Annotated in this window: 26 protein-coding genes; 11 read left to right on the top strand and 15 right to left on the bottom strand. The window is 74.6% G+C overall.

Annotation, left to right across the window (positions count from 1 at the left end; translation table 11 throughout):
• Positions 1-101: 101 nt before the first annotated feature.
• The 7 genes from CP968_RS16580 to CP968_RS16550 all read right to left on the bottom strand — a co-directional run bounded on the left by CP968_RS16580 (position 102) and on the right by CP968_RS16550 (position 6,539).
• The gene (locus CP968_RS16580; protein ID WP_150518760.1) at positions 102-1,022 is read right to left on the bottom strand and encodes an ArsR/SmtB family transcription factor; all 921 of its coding nucleotides are present in this window, start codon (positions 1,020-1,022) and stop codon (positions 102-104) included.
• A gap of 114 nt (positions 1,023-1,136) precedes the next feature.
• A complete protein-coding gene (locus CP968_RS16575; RefSeq protein WP_150518759.1) occupies positions 1,137-2,069 on the bottom strand; it encodes an ATP-binding cassette domain-containing protein in 933 nt (310 codons plus the stop codon).
• A gap of 43 nt (positions 2,070-2,112) precedes the next feature.
• On the bottom strand, positions 2,113-2,331 hold the full coding sequence (locus tag CP968_RS16570; RefSeq protein ID WP_150518758.1) for an MbtH family protein: 219 nt from the start codon (positions 2,329-2,331) through the stop codon (positions 2,113-2,115).
• A 237-nt stretch (positions 2,332-2,568) separates the two neighbouring features.
• Positions 2,569-4,125 carry an amino acid adenylation domain-containing protein gene (locus CP968_RS16565; protein ID WP_150518757.1) on the bottom strand — a complete coding sequence of 519 codons (1,557 nt, stop codon included), beginning with the start codon at positions 4,123-4,125 and terminating at the stop codon, positions 2,569-2,571.
• Between the two features lie 112 nt (positions 4,126-4,237).
• Positions 4,238-4,999 (bottom strand): 4'-phosphopantetheinyl transferase family protein, encoded by a 762-nt coding sequence (locus CP968_RS16560; protein ID WP_150518756.1) that lies wholly within the window; start codon positions 4,997-4,999, stop codon positions 4,238-4,240.
• Positions 4,996-5,850, bottom strand: a complete 855-nt coding sequence (locus CP968_RS16555; protein ID WP_229886387.1) for an alpha/beta hydrolase — start codon at positions 5,848-5,850, stop codon at positions 4,996-4,998. The genes CP968_RS16560 and CP968_RS16555 overlap by 4 nt, the downstream gene beginning before the upstream one ends.
• Positions 5,847-6,539, bottom strand: coding sequence for a tryptophan 2,3-dioxygenase family protein (locus tag CP968_RS16550; RefSeq protein ID WP_167536811.1), 693 nt, complete (start codon positions 6,537-6,539; stop codon positions 5,847-5,849). Before CP968_RS16550 ends, CP968_RS16555 begins: the two co-directional genes overlap by 4 nt.
• A gap of 330 nt (positions 6,540-6,869) precedes the next feature.
• Between CP968_RS16550 and CP968_RS16545 the strand changes: the two genes are divergently transcribed.
• The 4 genes from CP968_RS16545 (at position 6,870) to CP968_RS16530 (ending at position 11,427) form a co-directional block, all read left to right on the top strand.
• Entirely contained in the window at positions 6,870-7,064 is a 195-nt protein-coding gene (locus tag CP968_RS16545; RefSeq protein ID WP_150518753.1) for a hypothetical protein, read from the top strand.
• A complete protein-coding gene (locus CP968_RS16540) occupies positions 7,061-9,403 on the top strand; it encodes a TOMM precursor leader peptide-binding protein (protein WP_150518752.1) in 2,343 nt (780 codons plus the stop codon). Before CP968_RS16545 ends, CP968_RS16540 begins: the two co-directional genes overlap by 4 nt.
• Before the next feature lie 177 nt (positions 9,404-9,580).
• Positions 9,581-10,723, top strand: coding sequence for a sensor histidine kinase (locus tag CP968_RS16535; RefSeq protein WP_229886386.1), 1,143 nt, complete (start codon positions 9,581-9,583; stop codon positions 10,721-10,723).
• A 95-nt stretch (positions 10,724-10,818) separates the two neighbouring features.
• Entirely contained in the window at positions 10,819-11,427 is a 609-nt protein-coding gene (locus CP968_RS16530) for a response regulator transcription factor (RefSeq protein ID WP_150518750.1), read from the top strand.
• A gap of 133 nt (positions 11,428-11,560) precedes the next feature.
• Here the strand turns inward: CP968_RS16530 and CP968_RS34105 are convergent, their stop codons facing one another.
• Positions 11,561-12,160 carry an NADH oxidase gene (locus CP968_RS34105; RefSeq protein ID WP_167536717.1) on the bottom strand — a complete coding sequence of 200 codons (600 nt, stop codon included), beginning with the start codon at positions 12,158-12,160 and terminating at the stop codon, positions 11,561-11,563.
• A 164-nt stretch (positions 12,161-12,324) separates the two neighbouring features.
• Entirely contained in the window at positions 12,325-13,122 is a 798-nt protein-coding gene (locus tag CP968_RS16525; protein ID WP_229886383.1) for an AfsR/SARP family transcriptional regulator, read from the bottom strand.
• A gap of 210 nt (positions 13,123-13,332) precedes the next feature.
• On the opposite strand from CP968_RS16525, the gene CP968_RS16520 reads away from it, so the two are divergent.
• The 5 genes from CP968_RS16520 to CP968_RS16500 all read left to right on the top strand — a co-directional run bounded on the left by CP968_RS16520 (position 13,333) and on the right by CP968_RS16500 (position 18,614).
• Positions 13,333-15,003: a sensor histidine kinase gene (locus tag CP968_RS16520; RefSeq protein WP_150518749.1), complete on the top strand. Its 1,671-nt coding sequence runs from the start codon at positions 13,333-13,335 to the stop codon at positions 15,001-15,003.
• A gap of 8 nt (positions 15,004-15,011) precedes the next feature.
• The gene (locus tag CP968_RS16515; RefSeq protein ID WP_150518748.1) at positions 15,012-15,671 is read left to right on the top strand and encodes a response regulator; all 660 of its coding nucleotides are present in this window, start codon (positions 15,012-15,014) and stop codon (positions 15,669-15,671) included.
• 53 nt (positions 15,672-15,724) lie between these two features.
• Positions 15,725-17,125 (top strand): DUF2252 domain-containing protein, encoded by a 1,401-nt coding sequence (locus tag CP968_RS16510; protein ID WP_150518747.1) that lies wholly within the window; start codon positions 15,725-15,727, stop codon positions 17,123-17,125.
• Positions 17,126-17,228: 103 nt separating this feature from the next.
• A complete protein-coding gene (locus CP968_RS16505) occupies positions 17,229-18,101 on the top strand; it encodes a J domain-containing protein (protein WP_150518746.1) in 873 nt (290 codons plus the stop codon).
• A 168-nt stretch (positions 18,102-18,269) separates the two neighbouring features.
• Entirely contained in the window at positions 18,270-18,614 is a 345-nt protein-coding gene (locus CP968_RS16500; protein WP_150518745.1) for a rhodanese-like domain-containing protein, read from the top strand.
• A 46-nt stretch (positions 18,615-18,660) separates the two neighbouring features.
• Here the strand turns inward: CP968_RS16500 and CP968_RS16495 are convergent, their stop codons facing one another.
• The 6 genes from CP968_RS16495 to paaA form a co-directional block, all read right to left on the bottom strand.
• Positions 18,661-19,803 (bottom strand): acyl-CoA dehydrogenase family protein, encoded by a 1,143-nt coding sequence (locus CP968_RS16495; RefSeq protein WP_150518744.1) that lies wholly within the window; start codon positions 19,801-19,803, stop codon positions 18,661-18,663.
• A 99-nt stretch (positions 19,804-19,902) separates the two neighbouring features.
• Complete coding sequence (locus tag CP968_RS16490; protein WP_150518743.1) at positions 19,903-21,018, bottom strand: 2Fe-2S iron-sulfur cluster-binding protein; 1,116 nt, start codon at positions 21,016-21,018, stop codon at positions 19,903-19,905.
• Positions 21,019-21,495, bottom strand: a complete 477-nt coding sequence (paaD, locus tag CP968_RS16485; RefSeq protein WP_229886412.1) for a 1,2-phenylacetyl-CoA epoxidase subunit PaaD — start codon at positions 21,493-21,495, stop codon at positions 21,019-21,021. It abuts the gene before it with no gap.
• Positions 21,496-21,563: 68 nt separating this feature from the next.
• A complete protein-coding gene (gene paaC, locus CP968_RS16480; protein ID WP_373304069.1) occupies positions 21,564-22,349 on the bottom strand; it encodes a 1,2-phenylacetyl-CoA epoxidase subunit PaaC in 786 nt (261 codons plus the stop codon).
• Positions 22,346-22,630: a 1,2-phenylacetyl-CoA epoxidase subunit PaaB gene (gene paaB, locus CP968_RS16475; protein WP_030009045.1), complete on the bottom strand. Its 285-nt coding sequence runs from the start codon at positions 22,628-22,630 to the stop codon at positions 22,346-22,348. Before paaB ends, paaC begins: the two co-directional genes overlap by 4 nt.
• A complete protein-coding gene (gene paaA, locus CP968_RS16470; protein WP_150518741.1) occupies positions 22,627-23,631 on the bottom strand; it encodes a 1,2-phenylacetyl-CoA epoxidase subunit PaaA in 1,005 nt (334 codons plus the stop codon). Before paaA ends, paaB begins: the two co-directional genes overlap by 4 nt.
• Before the next feature lie 135 nt (positions 23,632-23,766).
• Here paaA and CP968_RS16465 point away from each other — a divergent pair, with 135 nt between their 5' ends.
• Together CP968_RS16465 and CP968_RS16460 are read left to right on the top strand one after the other, a co-directional pair.
• Complete coding sequence (locus CP968_RS16465; RefSeq protein ID WP_150518740.1) at positions 23,767-24,429, top strand: DUF5819 family protein; 663 nt, start codon at positions 23,767-23,769, stop codon at positions 24,427-24,429.
• Positions 24,426-25,619, top strand: a complete 1,194-nt coding sequence (locus CP968_RS16460) for an HTTM domain-containing protein (RefSeq protein WP_150518739.1) — start codon at positions 24,426-24,428, stop codon at positions 25,617-25,619. Before CP968_RS16465 ends, CP968_RS16460 begins: the two co-directional genes overlap by 4 nt.
• Positions 25,620-25,648: the final 29 nt, after the last annotated feature.

The following is a 25,648-nucleotide window of genomic DNA, read 5'->3' as shown; positions in this document are numbered from 1 at the left end:
CGCACCGCCCGTACGAAGGCCGCCCCCGGCACGGAGATCCGTGCCGGGGGCGGCCTTCGTACGGTGGGACCGCCGGCGGTGCGCGGCGGGTGCGCGGGACGTCAGGAGGCGTGCTGGAGGACGCCGGCCGGAGCGGCCGCGGCGGGCGGCCGGTGCCGGGCGGCGGCCGGGGCCTGCGCGGTCATGCCCTTGAGCAGCGCCGCGCCCAGCGGGGTCAGGGTGTGCAGCACGGTGTTGCGCACGCGCCGGGTGGTGATCAGGCCCGTGCGGCGCAGCACGGCGGTGTGCTGGCTGGCGCCGGCGGCCGAGATGCCGAGCCGGTCGGCGAGCTGGGTGGTGGTGCAGCTGGCCCGCAGCACGTGCAGCGCGGCGGCCCGGGTCTGCCCGACCAGCGCGCCCAGCGACTGCCCGCTGCCGTCCGGCTTGTCCCACAGGGCGGTGGCCTGGTGGCTGTCCGGCGGCGCGCCGAACGCCAGCACCACCGGAGCGGACGGATCCAGGCTCCGCGTGACGCGGCCGGCCCGGTGGGCGAGGAACACCGACGGCGCGAGCACCAGGCCGCGCCCGTCCAGGCGGATGTCCTCGTCGGGCCCGTCGTGGATCTCCAGCACCGGCGCCCGCCAGGTGATCCGGGAGTGCAGCGTGGTCAGCAGCAGTTCGGCGCCGCCGCCCATCAGCACCCGGCCCCGTGCCTCGCACTCGACTTCGAGGAAGGCCAGCAGGTGGTCCCAGTACGGGGCCACGGCGGTCTGCCAGACCCGGGTGAGCTCACCGCCCGCAGCGCCCTGTTCGATGATCCGCAGCAGGACGCCCAAGGCGGCTTCGCCGTCCGTGCCGGGTGCGCCCGGCAGGCCGGGGCCGGGTCGCAGCCGGTCCCCGACCTGGCTGCGCCAGCGCGCGAACGGGGCGCTGACGCCCCGTCCGAGCAGTCCGTAGGCGAAGGCCGACTCGACCAGCGGTCCCGCGGTGATCTTCAGGCGGGTGCGGGCGACGTCAGCGGCGGTGAAATGGATCCTTTGCACAGTGGAGCCCCCGTGGTACCGCTAGGTTTCCGTCGTCGAAGTGGGGCCGGGCGCCCGCGCCGGCGGCCGGCCCCGTGCCCGGGCCGCGGTCCGCCGTGCGGGTGCCCGGCCGGGTCAGGCCGGAGTGCCGGTGAGCGTGACGAAGACGTCGTCGAGCGTGGGCCGGCGCAGGGCGAAGTCCGAGACCTCCACGCCCTCCAGCCGCAGCGTTCCGGCGGCCGACTCGATCGTGCCCAGGCCGTCGCCGACCGGGATGGAGACCACCCCGCGCGCGGTGTCCACGACCGGTTCCGCCGCCGTGATCCGGCGCAGCGCGGACACCGCGTCCGACAGGCGGCCGGGCACGGCCACGGTCACCTCCAGCCGCTCCTCGCCGACCTTGCGCTTCAGCTCGTCCGGGGTGCCCTCCGCGATCACGCGGCCGGTGTCGATGACCGCGATGCGGTCGGCGAGGAAGTCGGCCTCCTCCAGGTACTGGGTGGTCAGCAGGACGGTCACCCCGTCCTCGACCAGGTCCCGCACCACCGTCCACAGGCCCATCCGGCTCACCGGGTCCAGCCCGGTGGTCGGCTCGTCCAGGAACAGCACGGACGGCGTCGCGACCAGGCAGGCCGCCAGGTCCAGCCGCCGCCGCATGCCGCCCGAGTAGGTGCGGGCCTGCCGGTCGCCGGCCGCGGTCAGGTCGAACCGTTCCAGCAGCTCCTGCGCCCTGGTGCGGGCCGCGGCCCGCCCCAGGTGGACGAGGGTGCCGATGAGTTCGAGGTTCTCGCGGCCGGTGAGCATCTCGTCCACCGCCGCGTACTGGCCGGCCAGTCCGATCCGGCGGCGCACCTCGCGCGGCTCGCGCACGATGTCGTACCCGGCGACGGTCGCGTGTCCGCCGTCCGGTTCGAGCAGCGTCGCCAGCATCCGTACGGTCGTCGTCTTGCCCGCGCCGTTGGGACCGAGCAGGCCCAGTACGGTGCCGGCCGGGACCTCCAGGTCCACGCCACCCAGTGCCTCGTGGCCGGCGTAGCTCTTGCGCAGCCCTTCCGCGCGGATCGCCATGTCTACGTCCACAGTCGTCCCTCCGCCCCGGACCGGCGCCCGCTCAGGCGGATCCGGCGCCGGCGGACGCGCGGAGCCCGGCCGGACGCATGTCCGTCCAGTGCTCCTCCACGTAGGCGAGGGCGCCGTCGCGCGGGCCCTCGGCCAGGGCCACCGTCCAGCCCTCGGGGCGCCGGGCGAAGGCGGGCCAGAGGGAGTGCTGGCCTTCGTCGTTCACCAGCACGAGGAAGGTTCCGTCCTGGTTGTCAAAGGGGTTCGACACGTCGCTCACTCCGTCATCCGAGTCGTCGGGTACGGGCTTGGGGGTGCCCCGTCGCCCGGCCGGCTCGCGGCCCGAGCGACAGGACACCCCCGGTGCCCCGCGCCGTTCGACGGCGGGGGGCCGTGGCCCGCCCTGCGAGGATCCCGGACGGCGCTGACGGAGCGCTGAGCTGCGTCTGACGTCCGCGGGTGATCTGGTAACCCCTCCGGTGTGACCCGCCCCCGTCCGTCCGCCCGGCTAGCGGCGGGTCCGGGCGCGGGTCGCGGCGAGGTCGGTCTTGCCGTTGGCGTTCACCACGATCTCGTCCACCAGGTGCACGGCGCCCGGCACCAGCGCCGAGGGCAGCGCCCCGGCCAGGGTCTTGCGGACCAGGGCGGAGAACTCCTCCGCGTCGGGGCGCGGCCCGCGCCCGCCGAGCCGGACGAACAGCTCCAGGGTGTCCACCGGTCCGCGCACGATGTCGAAGGCGGCGTCCGCGACGCCCGGCACCGCCAGCACGTGGTGGCGCAGCTCGCCCAGTTCCACCCGGTGGCCGTTGACCTTCAACTGGTCGTCGCCGCGGCCGAGGTAGAGCAGCGCGCCCCGGGCCAGCAGCTCCACGGTGTCCCCGGTGCGGTAGGCCCGCTCCCCGGCCGGGCCGCCCAGTTCCCGCTCGTCGAGGAACTTCCCGCCGCCCGCGCCCCCGAGGTACCCGGCGGCGACCGCCCGGCCGGCGATCACCAGCTCGCCGGGGGCGCCCGGAGCCACCGGGCGCAGTGCCTCGTCGACCACGTACGCCCGGGTGTTCCAGGCGGGCCGGCCGATGGGCACCGTGGGGGTCGCGGGGAGGCGGTCGCGGTCGAAGCGGTACGCGCAGCAGCCGATGGTGGTCTCGGTCGGCCCGTAGTGGTTGACCAGCCGGACCCCGGCGAGCCGGGGGGCGAGCGAGGCGATCAGGGCGGGGTCGAGGGCCTCGCCGCCGAACATCAGCAGGCGCGTGACCCGGTCGTAGCGCGGCGGCTCGGCCAGGACGTCGAAGAACCGGGCGTGCGAGGGGGTCATCTTGACGAAGGCGTACGGGTCCTCGCGCTCCCCGAACAGGGTCTGCTGGTCCCAGATCCCCGCGACCGTGGTGACCGTGCGGCCCTGGGCGAGCGGCACCCACAGGGAGGTCATCGCCAGGTCGAAGCCGAGGCTGCCGAAGAGCGGGCTGCCACTGCCCGGCCCGGCCACCAGGTCGCCGCACCAGGCCACGTAGTTGGTGAGCGAACCGTGCGGCACCATGACGCCCTTGGGAGTGCCGGTCGAGCCGGAGGTGAACACCACGTACGCGATGTCCCGCGCCCCCGGCAGCGGCGGTTCCGGCAGCCCGGCGGCGTCCGGCAGCTCCCGCACGTCGAGCACGGGCACGTTCAGGGCGGGCAGCGCCCCGCCGCCGGCGCCGTCGTGGAGCAGGGCGGCCGGGGCCGCTCCGGCCAGGACGGAGGCGGTCCGCTCGCCGGGGTGCGTCGGGTCGATCGGCACGTACGCCGCGCCCAGCGCCATCACCCCCAGCGCACCGGCGACGGTGCCGGCGGTGCGGTCGGCCCACAGGGCGACGCGGTCACCGGGGCCGGCCCCGGCCTCGCGCAGGGCGTCCGCGACGGCGAGGGCCCGCCGCCACAACTGCCGGTAGGTGATCCGTTGGTCGCCGGAGCGTACGGCCACCGCGTCCGGGCGGGTCCGGGCGTGGCCGCGGACCAGGTGCACGAACGACTCGGCCGCGACGGGCCGGACGTCGCCGGCGATCGAGCTGGGGTGGGGTGCTGGGACCATCGCTCCTCCTGTGGTTCCGCGCGGGCGGGGGCGGGGCTCCACCGGCCCCGGGGCGGGCTCTGTGCAGGCTAGGAGGGTCCGGCCGGGGCGGGACAGGCTCTTAAGCGGCTGCCTAATGTCCACGGTCCGCACCCGGCGGGCCGTGGGCCGCTTCGACGGAGGCGTCGTCCGCGTCGTCGGCGACGACCGCGACGAGCAGTCCGCTTCCGGCGCCCCAGCGGCCCCGCAGCACGTCTCCGGAGCCGTGCCGGACGTACGCCCGGAACCCGCCCAGGACGGCCGGGGCCCCGGCGGCGGGGAGCCCGGCGGCCGGGAGCGCGCCGGCCCGGGCGTCGAAGACGATCTCCACGTCGCGGAAGCCGAGCCGGATCCGGACGTGCGGGAACCAGGCCTTGTACGCGGCCTCCTTGGCGCAGAACAACAGCCGGTCCCGGCACGCGCCGCCGGCCCCGGAGGCGGCCGCCAGCGCCGACCGCTCGGCCGGCAGCGCGATGGTCTCCAGCACCCCCGCGCGCAGCGGCCGGTCCGGCTCCGCGTCGATGCCGAGCCGGGTCACGCGCGCGGCCGGGGCGACGGCGGCGGCCCGGTAGCCCCGGGTGTGGGTCATGCTCCCCACGGTCCCGCCGGGCCAGCGGGGCACGCCGTCCCGGTCGGGCAGCAGCGCCACCGGATCCCGCGCGGCCCCGCCGGGCCGGTCCCCGGCGAGCTCGCGCAGGGCCCGGCGGGCGCAGTGCCGTACGGTGGCGAACTCGCGCCGCCGCCCGGCCGCGACGCCGGCCACCGCCGCCTCCTCGGCCGGCAGCAGCACCCCTTCGGGGGCGTCCCCGAAGGCATCCGCGCCGACGGCTCCGGCGGGCAGCAGGGACCGGATCACCCCCGGATCCGGCGGGCGAGGGCCGCCCCGAGGGCGGTGTCCGGCCGCCCGAGGTCGAAGGGCAGGTCGAAGTGGTGCCGTCCGGGCACCACCAGCTCCGCCACGTCCGCGCCGCCCGCCCGCGCGGCCCCGGCGAACTCCGCCTGCTGCCGCCCGAAGGCCGCCGTCTCGCGCTCGCCCCGGGCCACGACCAGCGGCGGCAGCGCCGCGGCCCCGGCGGTCAGCCGGAGCAGCGGGCTGAGCTCGCGGGCCTCGGCGGCGTCCATGCCGAGCGCGTCGTTGACGTAGGTGCCCGTCAGCGGCTCCAGCGCGTACACGCCGCTGACCAGCGTCGCGGAGGCGATCTCGGCCGCCGCGTCCAGACCCGCCGCACGCCAGCCGGCCGTGTCCAGGAGCGCCGAGGCCACCAGGTGGGCCCCGGCGGAGTGTCCGGCGAGGTGCACGGCCGAGGGGGCGCCGGGCAGCCGGGCCCGGCCCGCGCAGACACGGCGTACGGAGTCGGCGGCCATGGCGGTGATGGCGCGCATCCCGTACCCGGGCGCCAGACCGTAGCCGAGCGCCGCGAAGGAGACGCCCGCGGCCACGAAGTCCGCCGCCGCGAAGGCCGCTTCGGACCTGCTGAGCTCCTGCCAGTAGCCGCCGTGCACGAAGACCACCAGCGGCGCCCCCGGGTCGGCCGCGGGGAACAGGTCGAGCCGCTGCTCCGGCAGCGGTCCGCACGGCAGGTCCAGGTGCGCCGGCAGGGTCTCCCGGGCGCGTGCGCTGTCGGCGGCGTACCGCGCGAGGTGCACGTCGAGGTCGGGGACGAGGGAGCTGGGCGAGTAGTCGAGGTCGAGTCCGGCGGTGCTCACGCCAGTTCCGCCCACACCTCGGGGAGCACCCGGCGGCGGGCCGCCGCCCACAGGTACGAGGCCCCGTCGGAGCCGGCGGTGCCGGCGGTGCCGCCCAGGAACCGCTCGGCGAGCACCGCGTGCCGGGCCCGCCACAGCGCCATCGCCTCGTCGAAGTCGAGCAGCGCCCGCCGGGCGGCGTCGGCGGCCTCGCGGTCCGGACCGCCGGCCGTGTAGTCGCGGTACGCCTCCTGCACGGAGCGCTCCTCCAGCCGGGTGCGCAGCCGCTCCCGCTCGGCGGCGCTGAACCCGGCGGTGTTCAGGAAGCGGGTGTCGCGCAGTCCGCAGAGGTACTCGATCTCCCGGAACTGGGCGGATTGGAAGCCGCTGGCCTCGCCCAGGGCGGTGCGGATCGCCTCGAAGGCCGCCGGGGTGAGGGTGGCCAGCCCGTCGAACTGGCCCACGAGCGTACGGAAGATGACGGGCAGCGGGGCCGCCCGGCGGGCCGCGAGGAAGCCGTCGCCCGCGTCCAGGGCCTCGCGCACGTCCTGGAGGTGGCGCAGCACGACGGCGAAGAAGATCTCGCAGGACTGGTGGGTGGCCAGGAACAGCACCCGCTCGACGTCGTCCTCGCGGACGCAGGCGGCCTCCAGGAGCTCTTCGAGCCGAAGGATTCGGCCGTACGGCGGGGCCTCGGCGGTGGCGTTCACGTGGACCTTCTTCCTCGCGGGGGCGGTCGCCCCCGCGGGTACGGGGAAAGGGAACGGGGAGGGCCCCGAGGGGAATTCGAGCGTAGGGAGAGCGGATGCGGGCAACATCGTCATCAAGCGCTCGCTTAAAGGCCGGCCGCCGCCGCGCGGCCCGCCCGCACGACCGGTCCGCACCCCGTCGGGGCGGTGCTCCGGGGGGTGCCGCGCACCCATGTGAGATCTTCATCTCGCGGTGGTGAGCCGGGCACTGTCAGTGCTCAGCCGTTCCTCGCAGAATCGTCAGCGAACGGACAGGAACCGCTCCCGACGACGCAGAGGGAACTCACCGCCATGACCAGCATTACGGCCGGCGCCCGCACCCTTTCCACCGACTCCGCGACCCTCCCCGCCCGCTCCTTCAGACGGGGCCTGGTGATCGAGAACCTCGATGCGCTGCCCGAGGTTCCGGTCGTCCTCTTCTCGATCTGCGCCCTGACGCGCGTGACCGGCCCGGTGGCCCCGACCGCCGGACGGCTGGGGGCATGAACGCGGCCGGAACGGAGCGTCCGGCCGCGCTGCCGGCGGACGAGGGCGCGTTCGTGGGCTTCAAGTCCCACCTGAGACCGACGGTCGTACCGGACGACGCCGCCTACCTGGTGTCCCGGCGCGGGGTGACCGCCCTGCACGGCAGCGAGGCCGAGGTCCTCGTGCCGCTGCTCGACGGGACCCGTACCGTGCGGGCCGTGCGGCGTGAGGCCGCGCGGGTCCTGGGCCCCGAGGACGCCGAGGCGGCCCTGCTCGCCCTGGCCGATGCCGGGCTGATCCGCTTCACCGTGCCGGCCGCCGCGGGGGCGGCCGGGACGGCGGCGGTGCCCCGGGGCGAAGAGGCCGAGGCGTACTGGGACCTGGCCGGTCTGGACGGGGGCCGGGCCGCCGCCGAGCTGGCCCGGGCGTCGGTCGCCATCGAGGCCCCGACGGGCCTGGACCCGGGTCCGGTGGCCGACGCCTGCCGGGCGTCGGGCATCCCGGTCACCGAGGATCCGCGGGCCGCCGCCCTGGTCCTGGTGCTGTGCGACGACTACCTCTCGCCCGCGCTGGCCGCCGCGGACGCCTCGCACCGGTCCGCCGGCCGGACGTGGCTGCCGGTGAAGCTGTGCGGCACGGACCCGTGGGTCGGCCCGTTCTTCGAGCCGGGCTCCGGCCCCTGCTGGCACTGCCTGGCCGTACGGCTGCGCGGCCACCGCCGTTCCGAGCTGCCGGTGCGGCGCGCCCTGGGCCTGGAGGGTCCGGTGCCGCGGCCGGCGGCCGGACTGGCCGCCGGTACGGCGCTGGCGGTGCACATCGCCGTCCTGGAGACCGCGAAATGGCTGGTGGGGCTGCGCAGTCCGGAGCAGGGGCAGGTGCAGGCGCTGGACACGCTGCGGTTGCGCACCGCCGCCCACCCGGTGGTGCGGCTCCCCCAGTGCGCGGGCTGCGGGGACCCGGGGCTGGTGGCCCGGCGGGTCATGGCCCCCTTCGTCCCCGCGGCGCGGCCCAAGGCCGCGGGGACGGGCGGCGGCGACCGGGCCCTGACGGCGGCGCAGATGCTCCGGACGTACGGGCACCTGGTGGACCCGGTGACCGGGGTCGTCAAGGAGATCCGGCGGTCGTCCGGGGCCCCGGACTTCGTCCACTCCTACGTGTCCGGCCAGAACCTGGCGATGGAGTCGGCGTCGTACGCCGGGCTGAGCTCCGGACTGCGCGCGCTCAACGGCGGCAAGGGCCGTACCGACGACGAGGCGCGCACCAGCGCGCTGTGCGAGGCGGTCGAGCGCTACAGCGGGACCCGCCACGGCGACGAACCGGTCCTGCGGGATTCGCTGCGCGCCCTGGGCGCGGCCGCCGTGCACCCCAACGACTGCCAGCTGTACGCCGGCCGGCAGCACGCGGAGCGGGAGTACTGGAACGCGCAGCACTCCCGGTTCCACTACGTCTCCACGCCCTTCGACGAGGCCCGGCCCACCGAATGGACCCCGGTGTGGTCGCTCACCGGGGGCGTCCAGCGGCTGCTGCCCACCTCGATGCTGTACTTCGAGCGGGGCGGGGCGGGGGCGCAGGGCGCTCCCTGGGACGGGCTGTGGGCGGATTCCAACGGCAACGCGGCGGGCAGCAGCCCGGAGGACGCCGTGGTGCAGGGCTTCCTGGAGCTGGTGGAGCGGGACGCGGTGGCCCTGTGGTGGTACAACCGGACCCGCCAGCCCGGGGTGGACCTGGACGCCTTCGCGGAGGAGTGGACCGAGCGGGTCCGTGCCGGTTACCGACGGGCGAACCGGGAGGTGTGGGTCCTCGACCTCACCTCCGACCTGGGGATACCGGTGATGGCCGCGCTGTCGCGGCGTACGGACAAGCCCGACCAGGACGTCATCTTCGGCTTCGGCGCGCACTTCGATCCGCGGGTGGCGCTGCGCCGGGCGCTCTCGGAGATGGGCCAGTTGCTGCCCGCGGTGAGCGACGTCCGTCCGGACGGCTCGGGCTACCGGATCACCGATCCGGAGCCGCTGTCCTGGTGGCACCTGGCGACGGTCGCCAACCAGCCCTATCTGCGCCCCGATCCGGAGGCGGCGGCGCGAACTCCGGCGAACTGGACGCCGATGCGCAATGAGAATCTACTCGATGATGTGCACATGATCACCGAATTGGTACGGGGAATGGGGATGGACTTGCTCGTTCTGGACCAGACCCGCCCGGATCTGAAACTTCCGGTTGTGAAAGTCATCGTTCCCGGACTGCGCCACTTCTGGGCCCGATTCGCTCCCGGCCGCCTTTTCGACGTTCCGGTCTCCCTCGGCCGACTGGCTTCTCCCACACCATACGACCAGCTCAACCCCATCCCGATGTTCGTATGAACGAGAGAATCCCGCCCTTCCCCGGAATCCCTGGCCTATGCTCGCGCTGGACCCGAAGCAGGGAAGTTCCGAAGGGGGATTGACATGACTCACCGCCGCAAGTCCTCGGGTGAACTGCCGGAGGCGGTGGTAGTCGAGGGCATTCTGCGCCGAAGTCGGGATTTGCCCGCTCCGCGCATGGCCGAGGTCATCCTGATTGTCGCGATCCTCTGCTATGTGGGCATCACGATCCTCAACATCATCGGTGCCGGAGTCGAAGGACGCGGCCTGGCGGCCGCCATGGGCTGCCTGGGCGCGGTCTTCGGGCTCCAGCTCCTGCACTCCCGGCCCGGCGCGCGGCACGCTCCCGCCGTGCGCCGGGCGGCGACCCTCGGTGTCCAGGCGCTCTTCACGTACCTGCCGCTCATCACCCTGAAGTCCCAGTGGGGGGCGATGGCCGGGTTCCTCGCGGGCTCCCTGCTGCTGCTCCTGCCCCCGCGGCTGGGCTGGACCCTGTACGGGCTGGTCGGCGTCAGCATGCTGGTGCCCCCGGTGCTGGAGGGGCGGCCGATGCTCGACAGCGTCTACCTCGTCCAGACCACCCTGCTGACGGGGCTGGTCACCTTCGGGCTGAGCCGGCTCTCGGAGCTGGTCCGGTTCCTGCACGACAGCCGCGACGAGCTGACCCGGGCCGCCGTCACGCGCGAACGGCTGCGCTTCGCACGCGACCTGCACGACCTGCTCGGCTACAGCCTCTCGGCCATCCAGCTCAAGGGCGAGCTCATCCACCGGCTGATCCTGGCCCATCCGGCCAAGGCCAAGCAGGAGGTCGAGGACGTCCTCGCGATCTCCCGCCAGTCGCTGGCCGACGTACGGCGGGTCGCGAGCGGCTACCGGGACATGTCGCTGGAGGAGGAGATCGGTTCGGCCCGGTCGGTGCTGAGCGCCGCCGAGGTCGAGGCGGTGACCGACGTCCGGATGGGACGGGTCAGCTCACCGGTGGACACGGTCCTGGCGACCGTGCTGCGGGAGGCCGTCACCAACGTGCTGCGGCACAGCCGGGCCGCGCAGTGCGAGATCACCGCCGTGGAGGAGGCCGGCCTGATGACGCTTTCGGTCACCAACGACGGCGTCACCGAGGGGTACCGGGACAGTTCCCCGCACAGCGGCAGCGGTCTGGGCAATCTGGAGATCCGGCTGCGCGCGGTGGGCGGGGAACTGATGGTGGACCGCGGTCCGGGCGACGTGTTCCGGCTGGTCGCGCGCGTCCCCGCGCAAGGCGGTCCGGCCCGGGACGACGAGGGTTCGGTGACGGACGACGGGCCGCGGCTCGTCGCCTGAGGTGACGGGTTCCCGTTCGGGACGCTGCCCGGATCCGGCCACGTTGCTATGCTCGACGGCGCAAGATCGACCGCGCGGACGGGGGGGCTCGCAAGGTGATCAGAATCCTGTTGGCCGAGGACATGAACATGGTGCGCGGGGCGCTCGTCGCCCTGCTCAACCTGGAGGACGACCTGGAGGTCGTCAGCGAACTGGAGCGCGGTGACGAGATACTCGCCGCCGCCCTCGACGTCAAGCCGGACATCGCCATCATCGACATCGACCTGCCCGGTCTCGACGGGCTGAGCGCCGCCGTGCAGATCCACGAGCACCTGCCCGAGTGCCGGACGCTGATGCTCACGAGCCTCGGCCGGCCCGGGACCCTGCGCCGGGCCCTGGCGGCCCAGGTCTCCGGCTACCTGCTCAAGGACGACTCGCCGAAGGAACTGGCCAGTGCCATCCGCCGGGTGGTGGCCGGCCAGCGGGTCATCGATTCCAAGCTCGCCCTGGCCGCGTGGAGCGGGCTGGAGAGCCCGCTGACCGACCGGGAGACCGAGGTGCTGCGGATGGCCGCGCAGGGGGCCGAGGCGACGGAGATCGCCGGGGAGCTCCACCTGTCCACCGGGACGGTGCGCAACTACCTGACGACGGTGGTGGCGAAGCTGAACGCGCGCAACCGGGTCGACGCCATCCGCATCGCCCGTGACGCGGGCTGGCTGGTCTGACGGCCCTGACGGCCTGACGGCCCTGACGGTTCGTCGGTCCGCTGTCGCGATGCCGGCCGTGTCCTGCGGGGTGCTGCGGGCGCGGCGGGCGCGGCGGGCGCCGTGCGGGCCGGCCCGGCGGGCCCTGCGGGTCCTAGGCGGACCGGGCGGCGGGTCCGTCGGCGGGTCCGTCGGCGGGCTCGTCCGCGGGAGCGACCATCCCGGCGGCGGACAGGTAGCCGAAGATGTCCTCGGTGACGTTCGGCGGCAGCGGCAGCGCGGCCGACGCCGCCGCGAGGGTGGTCGGCCAGGCCAGCATCATCGCCACCCAGGCCGCCTCGGGCCGGTGCAGCACCACCCGGTGCGTCGAGTCGACGGACTCCAGTACGCATCCGGTCCCCGACTCCGGCACGGTGAGGGCCACGTGGCGGGGCAGCCGGACCCGGCGCTCGCCGGGTTGGCGGATCAACACGAACGGCGCCGCGGGCGAGAGCGGGAACACGGACAGCAGCGGCCCCTTCAGGTCGTCCACGCCGAGCGTGCGCACCACCAGGTGGGACAGCCGGGTGAGGGTGGGCAGCGTGAGGAGGCGCAGTTCCTCCGTCCCGCTCACGGCGTTGCCCAGCAGCACCGGGCCGAGCTCCATCCTGCGGAGCGCCTCGCGCACCGCGGGACTGGGCCGGTCGAGCCGGTCCTGACCCCAGCGGCTGGTGAGCAGCAGCGCGTCGCCGCCCGCGCCCTGGTCGACGACCACGTCCTCGGACAGCGACCAGAGATGGACGGTTGGGGCATCCCCAGTCGTGCGCCGCATATCGCACCTCTCTTGCCGGGCGGCGGGATTCGTCGAGTATGGGGCCGGGCCCCGGCCCCGGGACAGCCACTGAGTCATACGGTGGCCATGAAGATCTCACGTCGTCACTACAGCGTGACCAGACTCGGAACCGGTGCGTCCAGGGTCGGATCGCAGCCCAGCACCGACCGGTGCAGTTCCTGTAGCCGCCGCGACGGCTCGATGCCCAGCTCGCTCACGTAGGTCGAGCGAAGCCGCCGGAAGACCTCCAGCGCCCGCGATGCCCGTCCGCTGCGGTACAGCGCGAGGATCAGGTGGGCGTGCAGGTTCTCCTGTAGCGGGTACAGCGAGGTCAGCGCCGTCAGTTCGCTCACCAGCCGGGTGTGCGCGCCGAGCCGCAGCTCCGCCGCGATCCGGGCTTCCAGCGCGGCCAGCCGTACTTCGTCCAGCCGCAGCGCCTCCGCCCGCAGCACTCCGCCCCGCTGGACGTCGCACAGGGCGGGGCCGCGCCACGCGGCCAGGCCGGAGCCCAGCAGCCCGGCGCCCCGCTCGTCGTCCCCGGTGGCCAGCGCCCGGTTGGCGTCGGCCACGGTCGCCTCGAACTCCCGGGTGTCGACCCGGGCCCCGGCGGAGCCGAGCCGGTAGCCCGCGTAGCCGGTGGCGACGATCTCCTTGGGGTCGGCGCCCGTGACGGCCGCGATGCGGTGCCGCAGGTGCTTCACGTACGTCTGCACCGCCGCGGCCGGACCGCTGGGCGGGCACCCGCCCCACAGTTCCTCGACGATCGTCCCCATGCTCACCTCGCGCCCCAGGTTCACGGCCAGCAGCGCGAGCAGCCTGCGCTGCTTCGCGGCACTGGGTACGACGGACCTGCCGCCGACCGTGACGACGAGGGGCCCCAGCAATCCGATCTCCAGCCGCTCCATGCCCGCTCCCTTCGGTGACCTCCCACAGGCTCGCACCCGGACCCCCGGCCGGGACAGGTACGTCGACACCGGTCGGCCGTGACCTGACGCCCCCCGGACCGTGAGAACTTCACACCCGGCGGCCGCGGTGACGACTTTCGTCGGGGACGGCGCGACGAAAGAGGACGGCCGGGACCGGGGCCGCTGTCTAGGGTCGGTGCCGTGGATGCCATGGCGAGGACGCGTGCGGGGCTGGGCTGGCTGAAGGGCCCGGAGCCCTGGACCCGGCGGATGCTGGCCGGGGACCTGGTGGTCGCCGGGGTGCTGGCCCTGGTCGGGCTGGGCGTCGAGGAGCTCGACAACGGCTCCGGGCTCCGGATGCTGGCGAGCGCCGCGGTCGTGGTGGCGCTGACCCTGCTGCGGCGGCGCCTGCCCGCGTCGACGCTGGTGACGGGTGCGGCGCTCGGTGCGTTCCTGCCCGGCACGATCCTGGTCACGATGCTGCTGGGCTGGTCGGCGGGGCGCCGGATCATCGGGGTGGGGCGGGCCGCGGCCGCGTTCACGCTGGCCTTCTTCGCATCGGTCGGCCTCGGCGTCCTGCACGAGTGGTCGCAGATGCGCCCACTGCTCGTGGTCATCTTCACCACGCTGATGTTCCTGGCGACCACGGTGATCCCGGGCCTCGCCAGCCGCTACTGGTCCCAGCGCCGCACCCTGCTGAGCGCGCTCCAGGAGCGCAACGCGCAGTTGCTGCGCGAGCGGGCGATGGTCGCCGGGCAGGCCCGGCTGCGCGAACGGCAGCGGATCGCCCAGGACATGCACGACAGCCTGGGCCACCAACTGGCGCTGATCTCGGTGCACACGGGGGCGCTGGAGGTGGACCCGCACCTCACCGACCGGCAGCTCGAAGCGGTGGGCGTGCTGCGCCAGGCGTCCGTGGCGGCGATGCACGAGCTGCGCGAGGTGGTCGGCATCCTGCGGGACGGCATCGAGGCACCGGTACCCGTGGAGGAGGCGGCGCAGCCGGCGGCGCGCGGGGTCGCCGGGATCGGCGGCGTCGTGGAGGCGGCGCGGGGCGCGGGGACGGACGTACGGCTGACCGTGACGGGCGAGCCGAGGCCGCTGGCCGCGGCGTGCGACCACGCCGCCTACCGGATCGTGCAGGAGGGGCTGACGAACGCGTACAAGCACGCGCCGGGGGCCCCGATCGCGGTGGAGCTGCGGTACGAGGACGACTCGCTGGTGGTGGAGATCGCCAACGGTCCCGCGGCGGGCCCCGGCGCCGGCGAGGTGGTCTCGGGCGGGCAGGGGCTGACGGGGCTGCGCGAACGGGCCCGGCTGGTCGGCGGGATGGTGCACGCGGGCGCGGTGGAGGGCGGCGGGTTCCGGGTGGCGGGCGTGCTGCCGTACGGGGCGGAGCCGGCCGGGGTCGAGGAGGTGGCGGACGACTTCGGGCAGCGGGCCCAGGGCCTGAGGGCGGTGCCGCCCATGGACTGGTCGGTGGTGGACCGGGAGCTCGCCGTGCCGGAGCGCACCCGCACCGGAGGCTTCGCGCTGGGCTGCGGCATCGCCTTCGCCGCGGTGGTGCTCCTGGTGATCGTCGGCGGCGCCGGGGTGGCGCTGCTGGTGGGCTCGATGGACGATTCGATGATCGACCGCGCGGAGTTCGACGCCGTGCAGGTGGGCGCGCCGGAGAAGACCGTGCGCGACCGGCTGCCGAGCGGCGGCAGCTTCCTGGTCGCGGGCGCGGAGCGGAAGGGGCCGGACCGGCCGGAGGGCTCGGACTGCACGGCCCTGCTGGCGAGGGACCAGCCCAGCGGGCTGGGGAAGGACCTGGTTTTCCGGTTCTGCTTCACAGACGGCAAGCTCGTGGACAAGCAGGCGTACGAGGTCGACCAGTAGGAGCGCGGGTGACAGCCCAAGTGATCAGAGTGGTGATCGCCGACGACGAGCCGCTGATCCGGGCCGGGATCAGGATGATCCTGACCTCGGCGCCGGACATCGAGGTCGTGGCGGAGGCGGCGAACGGCCGGGAGGCCGTCGACCTGGCCCGCGCGCACGGGCCCGACGTGGTGCTGCTGGACATCCAGATGCCGGTGATGGACGGCCTGACGGCGTTGGCGGAGCTGGGGCGGGCCGTGCCCGGGGTCCGGGCGCTGGTGCTGACCACCTTCGGCGAGAAGGAGAACGTCCTGCGGGCACTGGGCCAGGGCAGCGCCGGGTTCCTGCTGAAGGACTCGGCGCCGGGCGAGTTGATCGGCGCGGTCCGGGCGGCCGCGGCCGGCGACGCGTACCTCTCACCCGGGGCGACGCGGCACGTCGTGGACCAGCTCGCCTCGGGGAGGGCCGCGGTGCGCGGCGAGGAGGCCCGCCGGCAGGTGGCGGAGCTCAGCGAACGGGAGCGCGGGGTGCTGGCGCTGCTGGGCGAGGGCCTGTCGAACGCGGACGCCGGACGGCGGCTGCACATGAGCGAGGCCACCGTGAAGACGTACGTGAGCCGCATCCTGGCCAAGCTGGGCTGCGAGAACCGGGTGCAGGCGGCACTGCTGGCCAGGGACGCCGGGCTGTAGGTACGGTCAGCCCGTTCTTCAGGCGATCGAACGTACGGGTGGGGGCGGCGCACATGGCGGCGGGGACGGGGCAGCGGATACCGGAGGTGGCGGGTTTCGCGCCGAGAGTGGCGGAGGCATCGCCCAAGGGGGCCGGCAAGGAATTGCGTACGCGGGTGCCGCGTTCGGCGCACGCGCGGTTCGAGGCACCGGCCGACCGGCCGGACGCCGTACGGGCGGTGGAGGAGTCGAACGTCGGCAGGGTGGCCGGGCTGACCCCGATACGGGTGGGGCGGATGGCGGCTAACCCCTTCGCGTTCCTGCGCGGGGCGGCGGGACTGATGGCCCACGACCTGTCGGGCGGTCCGGTGACCGGGGTCGGCGCGCAGATCTGCGGTGACGCGCACGCGGCGAACTTCGGTCTGTACGGGGACGTCCGCGGTGAACTCGTCATCGACCTGAACGACTTCGACGAGACCGTCTTCGGGCCGTGGGAGTGGGACGTGAAGCGGCTGGCGACCTCGCTGGTGCTCGCGGGGCGGGTCGCCGGGGCCGACGAGGACACCTGCCGGGCGGCCGCGCTGGACGCGGTGGGCGCCTACCGGCGGACCATGAGGCTGCTGTCGAAGCTGCCGGCCATGGACGCCTGGAACGCCATCGCGGACGAGGAGCTGGTCTCGCACGCCGACGCCCGTGACCTGCTGGGCACCCTGGAGCGGGTCTCGCAGAAGGCCCGCAACAACACCTCCGCCCGGTTCGCGGCCCGGTCCACCGCGCCCGCGGAGGACGGGAGTTGCCGGTTCGTCGACGCCCTGCCCGTGCTGCGCAGGGTCGGTGACGCGGAGGCGGCGGCCGTGGCGGCCTCGCTCGGCCCGTACCTGGAGACGTTGACCGGAGACCGGCTGCCGCTGCTGGCCCGGTACGCGATCCACGACGTGGCCTTCCGGGTGGTGGGCACCGGCAGCGTCGGCACGCGGTCGTACGTGGTGCTGCTGCTGGACCACCGGGGCGAGCCGCTGGTGCTCCAGGTCAAGGAGGCCAGGCCCTCGGTGCTGCTGCCGTACCTGCCCGCCCTGGGCTTCCCGGCGCCGCCGCCGGAGCACGAGGGGCGCCGTGTGGTGGCCGGCCAGAAGCGGATGCAGGTGGTCTCCGACATCATGCTCGGCTGGACCACGGTGGAGGGCCGGCCCTTCCAGGTGCGGCAGTTCCGCAACCGCAAGGGCAGCGTCGACCCGGCGGCGCTGGCCGTGGACCAGATCGACGACTACGGGCGGATGACCGGCGCCCTGCTGGCCCGGGCACACGCGCACAGCGTGGACCCGCGACTGCTCGCGGGGTACTGCGGGAAGAACGCGGAGCTGGACGAGGCGATGGCCGGCTTCGCGGTGGCCTACGCCGACCGGACCGAGGCGGACCACGCGGACCTGGTGGCGGCCGTACGGGCCGGCCGGGTGGCGGCGGAGTCCGGGGTCTGAGCGCGGGTCCGTCCGGGGCGGTGTTTCACGTGAAACACCGCCCCGGACGTTTCACGTGAAACACGGCTCCGGCGGCCGGCCGTGCGGGCCGTAGGCTGGCCGGGTGAGCGAGCACACCGAGCAGTCCGAGCAGCCCGAGCAGTCCGTACCCGGTGACTCCGGGGCCTTCGCCGAGGGGCGGGCGGGGGGTGGCGCCGAGGAGCGTCCCGAAGCGCGTCTGGAGCGGGCCGTCCGGGCGGCGGAACAGGCACTGATCGAGTTCGAGATCGCGGTGGAGACCTTCCGGGTGGAGGTGGAGAACTTCTCCCGGCTGCACCACCAGAAGCTCGGCCCGATGTACTCGCGCCTCGACGAGCTGGACGCGCTGATCGCCGAGGCGAAGGCGGCCGGCACCGGTGACCCGGAGGACCTGCGGCGGGCGCACGAGGCCCGCGCGCTGGTGATGCCGATGCCCGGGGTCGACGAGCTGTTCCACGACTGGATGGGCTCCGACGGGATCGCGGACGACGCGGGTGCGATGCTCACCGACCGCCCGGTGCGGCCGCCGCAGCGGGTGCGGCCCTCGGAGGAGGTGCGACGGCTCTACCGCGAGCTGGTCCGGCAGGCGCACCCGGACCTGGCCCAGGACGAGCCGGAGCGCGAGCGGCGGGACGCCTTCATCGCGCGGGTCAACGCGGCGTACGGGCGCGGCGAGGAGCAGCTGCTGCGCGAGCTGGCCGAGGAGTGGGCGGCCGGTCCGGCGCCGGAGGAGCCCGAGCCGGGCGAGAGCGAGGAGCTGTACGCCCGGCTGGAGTGGCTCTCGCGCCGCAAGGAGCTGCTGGCGCTGGTGGCCCGGGAGCTGGAGGACAGCGCGATCGGGTCGATGCTCAGGATGGCCCCGGACGACCCGGACCGGCTGCTGGAGGAGATCGCGGAACAGCTGCTGGCGCGGGTGTCCGAGCGCGAGGCCGAGCTGGCGGCGTTCACCGCCCCGTAGGACGGTGGACCCGGCAGCGGCAGCGGCACAGGCAGCGGGAGCGGCACCGGCCGGGGCGGTGCGGGGCCGGCGAGCCGGCCGCCGCGGCCGCTCCGGCCGCCCCGGCCGGGGTGGGCGGCGCCGTCGGATAGGTTTGGCCTCCCCATCCGCGATGAGAGAAGGCCACGCATGAACTTCGGACCGCTTCCCTCGGTGGACGCCGCCGCGGTGCCCTCCGAAGGCTTCGTCCTGGACGTCCGCGAGGACGACGAGTGGGCGGCCGGCCACGTCGAGGGCGCTCTGCACATTCCGATGAGCGAGTTCGTGTCCCGCTTCGGCGAGTTCACCGAGGCCGTCGAGGACGGCCGCCGGGTGCACGTGATGTGCCGGGTGGGCGGGCGCTCCGCGCAGGTCACCCAGTACCTCGTGCGCCAGGGCGTCGACGCCGTCAACATCGACGGCGGGATGCAGGCGTGGGACGGCGCCGGGCGTCCGATGGTCACGGACGACGGGACCCCGGCCTTCGTCCTCTAGACGCCGCCGGAACGCCGCCGGAACGCCGCGGGGGCGGCCCGCCCGCTCAGCCGAGGGGGTGGGCGGCCAGCAGGTCGCCCAGGGCCTCCTCGTGCGCCGCGGCCGGGCCCAGCTGGAGCTCCAGTTGCTTGGCCCACGCGTGGTAGCGGTGCAACGGGTAGTCGGTGTCGGCGCCCATGCCGCCGTGCAGGTGCTGGGCGGTCTGCACCACCCGGCGCACCCCCTCCGAGGCCCAGATCTTGGCGACCGCCACGTCGCCGGCGCTGGGCAGCGGGCCGCCCGCTCCGCCGGTGGCGGCGTCGAGCCGCCAGGCCGCCTGCCAGAGGGTGACCTCCATCGCGCGCAGGTCGATGTAGCGGTCGGCGGCCTGGACGGCGACGGCCTGGAAGGTGGCCACCGGGAAGCCGAACTGCTCGCGCTTGCCGGTGTACTGGCCGGTCATGGCGAGGACGTTCTCGCCGAGGCCGAGCGCGAGGGCGCAGGTCCCGATGGTCAGGAGTCCGCGCAGCGCGTCCCAGGCGCCCGGGGCGTCGATGAGGTGCGCGGCCGGTACCCGCACCCCGTCCAGGGTCAGTTCGGCGAGGCGCTCGCCGCTGGTGGAGCACTGCTCGGCGAGGCCCAGGCCGGCCGTGGTGCGCGGGACGAGCGCGAGGACCGCCTCCCCCTCCCCCGTGTGGGCCGGTACGGCGATCCAGTCGGCGGTGTGCGCCCAGGGGACGGCGGTCTGGATGCCGGTCAGGGTCCAGTCCGCGCCGTCGCGGCGGGCGGTGACGGCGAGTTCGGCCGGATCGTGGCCGGATCGGCCGTGCGCGGCGGCGGTGAGGACGAGCGCGCCGCGGGCGGCGTCGGGCAGCAGGGCGGCGGCCAGCTCGGGCCCGCCGTGGGCCTGGACGGCCATGGCCGTCGCACAGTGCTCCAGCAGCGGCACCCGGGCCAGCACCCGGGCGGCCTCGCGCAGCACCAGGCACAGGGCGATGGCGTCGAGGCCCGCTCCGCCGTGCTCCTCCGCGACGACCAGGCCCAGCAGGTCGCAGGAGGCGAGGCGGGCCCACAGCGGCCGGTCGAAGTCCTCGGCCACCGCCCCCGGGGTGAGGGCGGGGCTGGGCACGCCGTCGGGTGCGACGTCCGCGAAGACGGCCTTCGCCGCTTCGACGGCGGCCTGCTGTTCCTCGGTGAAGGTGAAGTCCACTGCCTGTCCTCCCGCGCACACCCGGTGGATCCTGCCCTGACGGAGCGTCAAGATAGAACATGTTCCTGAAATTGGACAGGGGCGGGGAGGACGGCCGGATCAGCGGTCGAAGTCGATCTCCACTTCCTCCGTCACCGGACGCGACTGGCAGGCCAGCACGAACCCGGCCTCGGTCTCCTCCGCCTCCAGCGCGAAGTTGCGCTCCATCCGGACCTCGCCGGCCACCACGAAGGCCCGGCAGGTGCCGCAGACGCCGCCCTTGCAGGCGTAGGGGGCGTCGGCGCGGTTGCGCAGCACCGCGTCCAGCAGCGACTCGCCCTCGCGGACCGGCCAGGTCCCGGAGCGGCCGTCGAGCCGCGCCGTGACCCGCCCCGCCGCGGGAGCGGCCGCGGCGGCGACGGGGGCCGGAGCCGCCGCGTCCTCGACGTGGAAGATCTCCTCGTGCACCCGGGACCGGGCCACGCCGAGCGCGCCCAGCGCCCGCTCCGCCCCCTGCACCAGGCCGTACGGACCGCACAGGAACCAGCCCGTCACCGCGGTCACCGGCAGCAGCGCGGGCAGCAGGGCGGTCAGCCGCTCCCCGTCGAGCCGGCCGGACGGCAGACCGGCCTCCTGCTCCTCGCGGGAGAGCGCCGTCACGAGCTGGAAGCGGGCCGGGTAGCGGTCCTTCAGGTCCGCGACCTCGTCCAGGAACATCGTCGACGCGGCGGTGCGGTCGCTGCGCACGAGGCAGAACCGTACGTCGGGCCGGGCGGCCAGCAGGGTCGCCGCGATGGACAGCACGGGGGTGATCCCGCTGCCGCCGACGATCGCCGCGTAGTACCCGCCGGCCGGGGCGGCGGCCGGGTCGAGCACGAACCGCCCGGCCGGCACCATGGCGTCCAGCACGTCCCCGGCGGCGATCTCCTTGTGGGCGAAGGTGGAGAACGCGCCGCCCTCCACCAGCCGCACCCCGACCCGCAGCAGCAGCGGGCCCGGGCCGTCGGGCGCGGGGGCCACGGAGCAGATCGAGTAGGTGCGCCGGACCTCGGGCCCGTCGGCCGCGGGCCGGCGCAGGGTCAGGTGCTGGCCGGGTGCGTGCCGGTACTCCTCGCGCAGCGCCTCGGGTACCCGCAGGACCAGCGCCACCGCGTCGTCGGTGAGGCGCTCGACCGAGGCCACCGTGAGCGGGTGGAACGCGCCGTGCCGGGCGGCCGGCCGGGGTGCCTCGGCCATCTACAGCTCCTTGAAGTGGTCGAACGGTTCGCGGCAGGCGACGCAGCGGCGCAGCGCCTTGCACGCGGTGGAGGAGAAGCGGCTGAGCAGCTCGGTGTCGGTGGACCCGCAGTGGGGGCAGCGCACCGAGAGGGAGAGGGGGACGGGCCCGTCGGCCGCGTGGGGGCGGGGCGGCGCGATGCCGAACTCGGCGAGCTTGCGGCGTCCTTCGGCGGTGATGTCGTCCGTGGACCAGGCGGGGGCCAGCACGGTCTTCACCCGCACGTCCGGTATGCCGTGGTCGTGCAGGACCCGCTCGATGTCGCAGGACATGGCCTCGATGGCGGGGCAGCCGGTGTAGGTGGGGGTGAGGGTGACCTCGGCGGCGCCGTCCTCGCCCATCCGCACGCCGCGTACGACGCCCAGCTCGGCGAGGGTGAGCACGGGCAGCTCGGGATCGGGCACGGAGCCGGCGAGGGCGGCCAGCTCGGCCTCCAGCCGGGTCGTCGCGGCCGTCGCCGCTGCGGCGGAGGTCCCGGCCGGGGCGCGGGGCCCGGTGGTCCCGGTCACCACGACGCGCCCGGGTGGCTGCGGTGCAGGTGCTGCATCTCGGCCAGGAGCCGGCCGAACGGCTCGGTGTGCAGGCCCTGCCGCCCGGCCCCGGCCGCCCAGGCGCCCGTGCGCGGGACCTCGGGCAGGGCGAGCCCGGCCCGCTCCAGTACGTCCGTCAACGCGGCCAGCCAGCGGGCCTCCAGGGCGGCCGGGTCCACGCCGTCCAGCCCCGCCACCGGCCGGAACATCTCGCCGGTGTACTTCCACAGCGCGTCCAGCGCGGCCCGCATGCGGCGCCGGCTCTCGTCGGTGCCGTCGCCGAGCCGCAGGGTCCACTGCTCGGCGTGGTCGCGGTGGTAGGCGGTCTCCTTGACCGCCTTGGCCGCGAGCGGTGCGAACGGGCCGTCCCCGCCGGCCAGTTCTGCGTACAGCTCGTGCTGGTAGAGCGAGAAGTACAGCTGGCGGGCGATGGTGTGGGCGAAGTCGCCGTTCGGCTGCTCGACCAGCTGGAGGTTGCGGAAGGAGCGCTCCTCGCGCAGGAACGCCAGCTCGTCCTCGTCGCCCACCAGGGAGAGCAGGATGCGGGCCTGGCCGAGCAGGTCGAGCGCGATGTTCGCGAGGGCGACCTCCTCCTCCAGCACCGGGGCGTGGCCCGCCCACTCGCCGAGCCGGTGGGAGAGGATCAGGGCGTCGTCCCCGAGCGACAGCGCGGCGGCCCGGGCCGCGCCCGCGGCGAGGGGGGCGGCCGCCGCACGGGGGACGGCGGCGGTGGTGTCGGCGGTGGTGTCGGTGCCGGTCACAGGTGGCTCACCCCCTCCGGGATGTCGTAGAAGGTGGGGTGCCGGTACGGCTTGTCGGCCGACGGCGCGAAGAACGGGTCCCGCTCGTCCGGCGAGGACGCGGTGATCTCGGTGGAGGGCACCACCCAGATCGAGATGCCCTCGCCGCGCCGCGTGTAGAGGTCGCGGGCGTTGCGCAGGGCCATCTCCGCGTCCGGGGCGTGCAGGCTTCCCGCGTGCGTGTGCGAGAGGCCGCGCCGCGAACGCACGAACACCTCCCACAGCGGCCAGTTCTGCGTCATGCCCGTGCCTCCTCGCTCTGTCCGGTCTTCCGCGCCGCGCTCCGGCGCGCGGTCTTCTCCGCGTGCGCCGAGGCCGCGTCGCGCACCCAGGCGCCTTCCTCGTGGGCCCGGCGCCGCTGGCCGATCCGCTCCTCGTTGCACGGGCCGTTGCCCTTGAGCACGTCCCAGAACTCGGCCCAGTCGATGGCGCCGAAATCGTGGTGCCCGCGCTCCTCGTTCCACTTCAGGTCCGGGTCGGGCAGGGTCAGGCCGAGCGAGGCGGCCTGCGGCACGGCGATGTCCACGAAGCGCTGGCGCAGCTCGTCATTGGTGTGCCGCTTGATCCGCCAGGCCATCGACTGCGCCGAGTGGGCCGACTCGTCGTCGGGCGGGCCGAACATCATCAGGGAGGGCCACCACCAGCGGTCCACCGCGTCCTGCGCCATCGCGTGCTGCTGCTCGGTGCCCTTCGAGAGGGCGAGGAGCAGCTCGTACCCCTGGCGCTGGTGGAAGGACTCCTCCTTGCAGATCCGGACCATCGCCCGGGCGTAGGGGCCGTACGAGCAGCGGCAGATCGGCACCTGGTTGGTGATCGCCGCGCCGTCCACGAGCCAGCCGATCGCACCGACGTCGGCCCAGGTCAGCGTCGGGTAGTTGAAGATCGAGGAGTACTTCTGCCTGCCCGCGTGGAGCTTGTCGAGCAGCTCGTCACGGCTGGTGCCGAGGGTCTCGGCCGCGCTGTACAGGTAGAGGCCGTGCCCGGCCTCGTCCTGCACCTTGGCCATCAGGATCGCCTTGCGGCGCAGCGAGGGCGCGCGGGTGATCCAGTTGGCCTCGGGCTGCATGCCGATGATCTCGGAGTGGGCGTGCTGCGCCATCTGGCGGACGAGGGAAGCGCGGTACGCCTCGGGCATCCAGTCGCGCGGCTCGACGCGCTCGTCCGCCGCCACGGCCGCGTCGAACGCCGCGGCCAGTTGCCCGAGGGCCCTGTCCTGTCCCGTCTCCGGGGTCACTGCCACCATCCCGGCCCCCTGCCTGAATCTGCCGTCCGCCCGACCGACCGATCGTTCGGTTCATCGTCTTCAATGGTGGGTCTGCGGCCCGTAGGGTGTCAACCTCTGTGGTCAACCCTGTGGACACCGGATGATCGGGGCGGGATGGATTCGAACGAGCAGGCGGCCGCCGAGGACGCCGCTCCGGCGCCGCCGAGGCGGGCCGGGATCGCCGGTCTCGGCACCCCGTACCGGGTCGTCGCGGCCCTGGCCCTGGGCGCACTGGCCGTGGCGGCCTGCTCCCACCTGGCCTTCGTCTTCCTGCACGTCGCCCCCGCCAACACGGTGAGCCGGCAGCACGCGCGGACGATCGACGGCTGGATCTATCCCGAGTTCGAACAGAACTGGAAGCTCTTCGCCCCCAACCCGCTCCAGCAGAACATCGCGGTCGAGGCGCGGGCGCAGGTGCGGACCGCGGGCGGCGAGCTGGTCACCACCGGCTGGCGCGACCTGTCCGCCGAGGACGGCGCGGCCATCCGGCACAGCCTGCTCCCGAGCCACACCGAGCAGAACGAGCTGCGGCGGGCCTGGGACTTCTTCACGGGCTCGCACGGCGAGGACGACAAGCCCGACGGCGAGCGGGGCGAGCTGTCCGAGGAGTACCTGCGGCGGATCGCGCTGGACCGCATCCGCCCCGAGCACCGGGGCGGCCACATCCTGCGGATCCAGCTGCGCTCGGCGACCACGGCGGTGGCCGCGCCGCCGTGGAGCGACGAGAAGACCGACACCCGGACGTACTACCGGGAGCTGTCGTGGTGGACGGCGTGAGGAGGCTGAGGGCCTCGGCGGGGCGGGCGCTGGCGGAGGTCTCCGGGCGGGCCCTGGGGCCGTACCAGAGCGCCGTGATCCGCATCGGCTTCGCCGGCACCTGGCTCTTCTTCCTGATCCGGGAGTTCCCTCACCGGGCCGAGCTGTACGGGCCGGACGGTCCGTGGAGCTTCGGCCTGGCCGAGCGGCTGATCGCCTCGAACCGGGCCTTCACCGTGCTGATGTGGTCGGACGCGCACCTGTGGTTCGAGGCCGTCTACGCGCTCTCGGCACTGGCGAGCGTGGGCCTGCTGCTGGGCTGGCGCACCCGGGCCACCTCGGTGGTCTTCATGATCGGCGTGCTGTCGCTGCAGAACCGCAGCGTCTTCATGGGGGACGGCGGGGACAACGTCATCCACCTGATGGCGATGTACCTGGTCGTGACCCGGTGCGCGCAGGTGTGGTCGCTGGACGCGCGCCGGGCCCGCCGGCGCGGCGCGGCGACCGCCGGCGCGGCCGGGCCGGTGCTGTGGGGCGTGCTGGGGGCGGTCTTCGCGTACGGCGCGGCGACGGGGCGCTTCACCACGGGCTGGCTCGCGGCCTTCGCGGCGCTGTGGGTGGTCGCCGCGCTGTGGTGGATGGCCGACCGTTACGAACCGCGCGGGGAGGGGCGGGCGGCGCTCGACGTCCTGGCGAACCTGCTGCACAACGCCGGGATGCTGGTGATCATGGGCGAGGTGTGCCTGATCTACGCGACGGCCGGCTGGTACAAGATCCAGGGTTCGCGCTGGCAGGACGGGACGGCCCTCTACTACCCGCTGGGGCTGGACTACTTCACCCCGTGGCCCGGGCTGTCGGCGCTGCTGGCGAGCAGCGGAACGCTGGTGATGCTGCTGTCGTACGGGACGGTCGCGGTGCAGGTCGCGTTCCCCTTCACGCTGTTCAACCGGCGGCTCAAGAACGTGCTGCTGGCCGTGATGATGCTGGAGCACGCCGGGATCGCGGTCCTGCTGGGCCTGCCGTTCTTCTCGATGGCGATGATCACCGCCGATGCCGTCTTCCTCCCGACCGCCTTCCTGCTGTGGCTCGGGGGCCGCTTCACCGCGCTCCGGCCCGGACGGCGGCGGGCGGGGCCGCCGGCGGACGGGCCGGCCGCACCGCTGCCGGCCCAGGGCGAACCGGAGCCGCGCCCCAGCCCCGTCCCCCGGTGACCCCGGCTGACCTCGGGCGGCCCCGACGC

Source organism: Streptomyces subrutilus (assembly GCF_008704535.1).
Lineage (GTDB): Bacteria > Actinomycetota > Actinomycetes > Streptomycetales > Streptomycetaceae > Streptomyces > Streptomyces subrutilus.
This window is presented reverse-complemented; position numbering and strand designations above follow the sequence as displayed.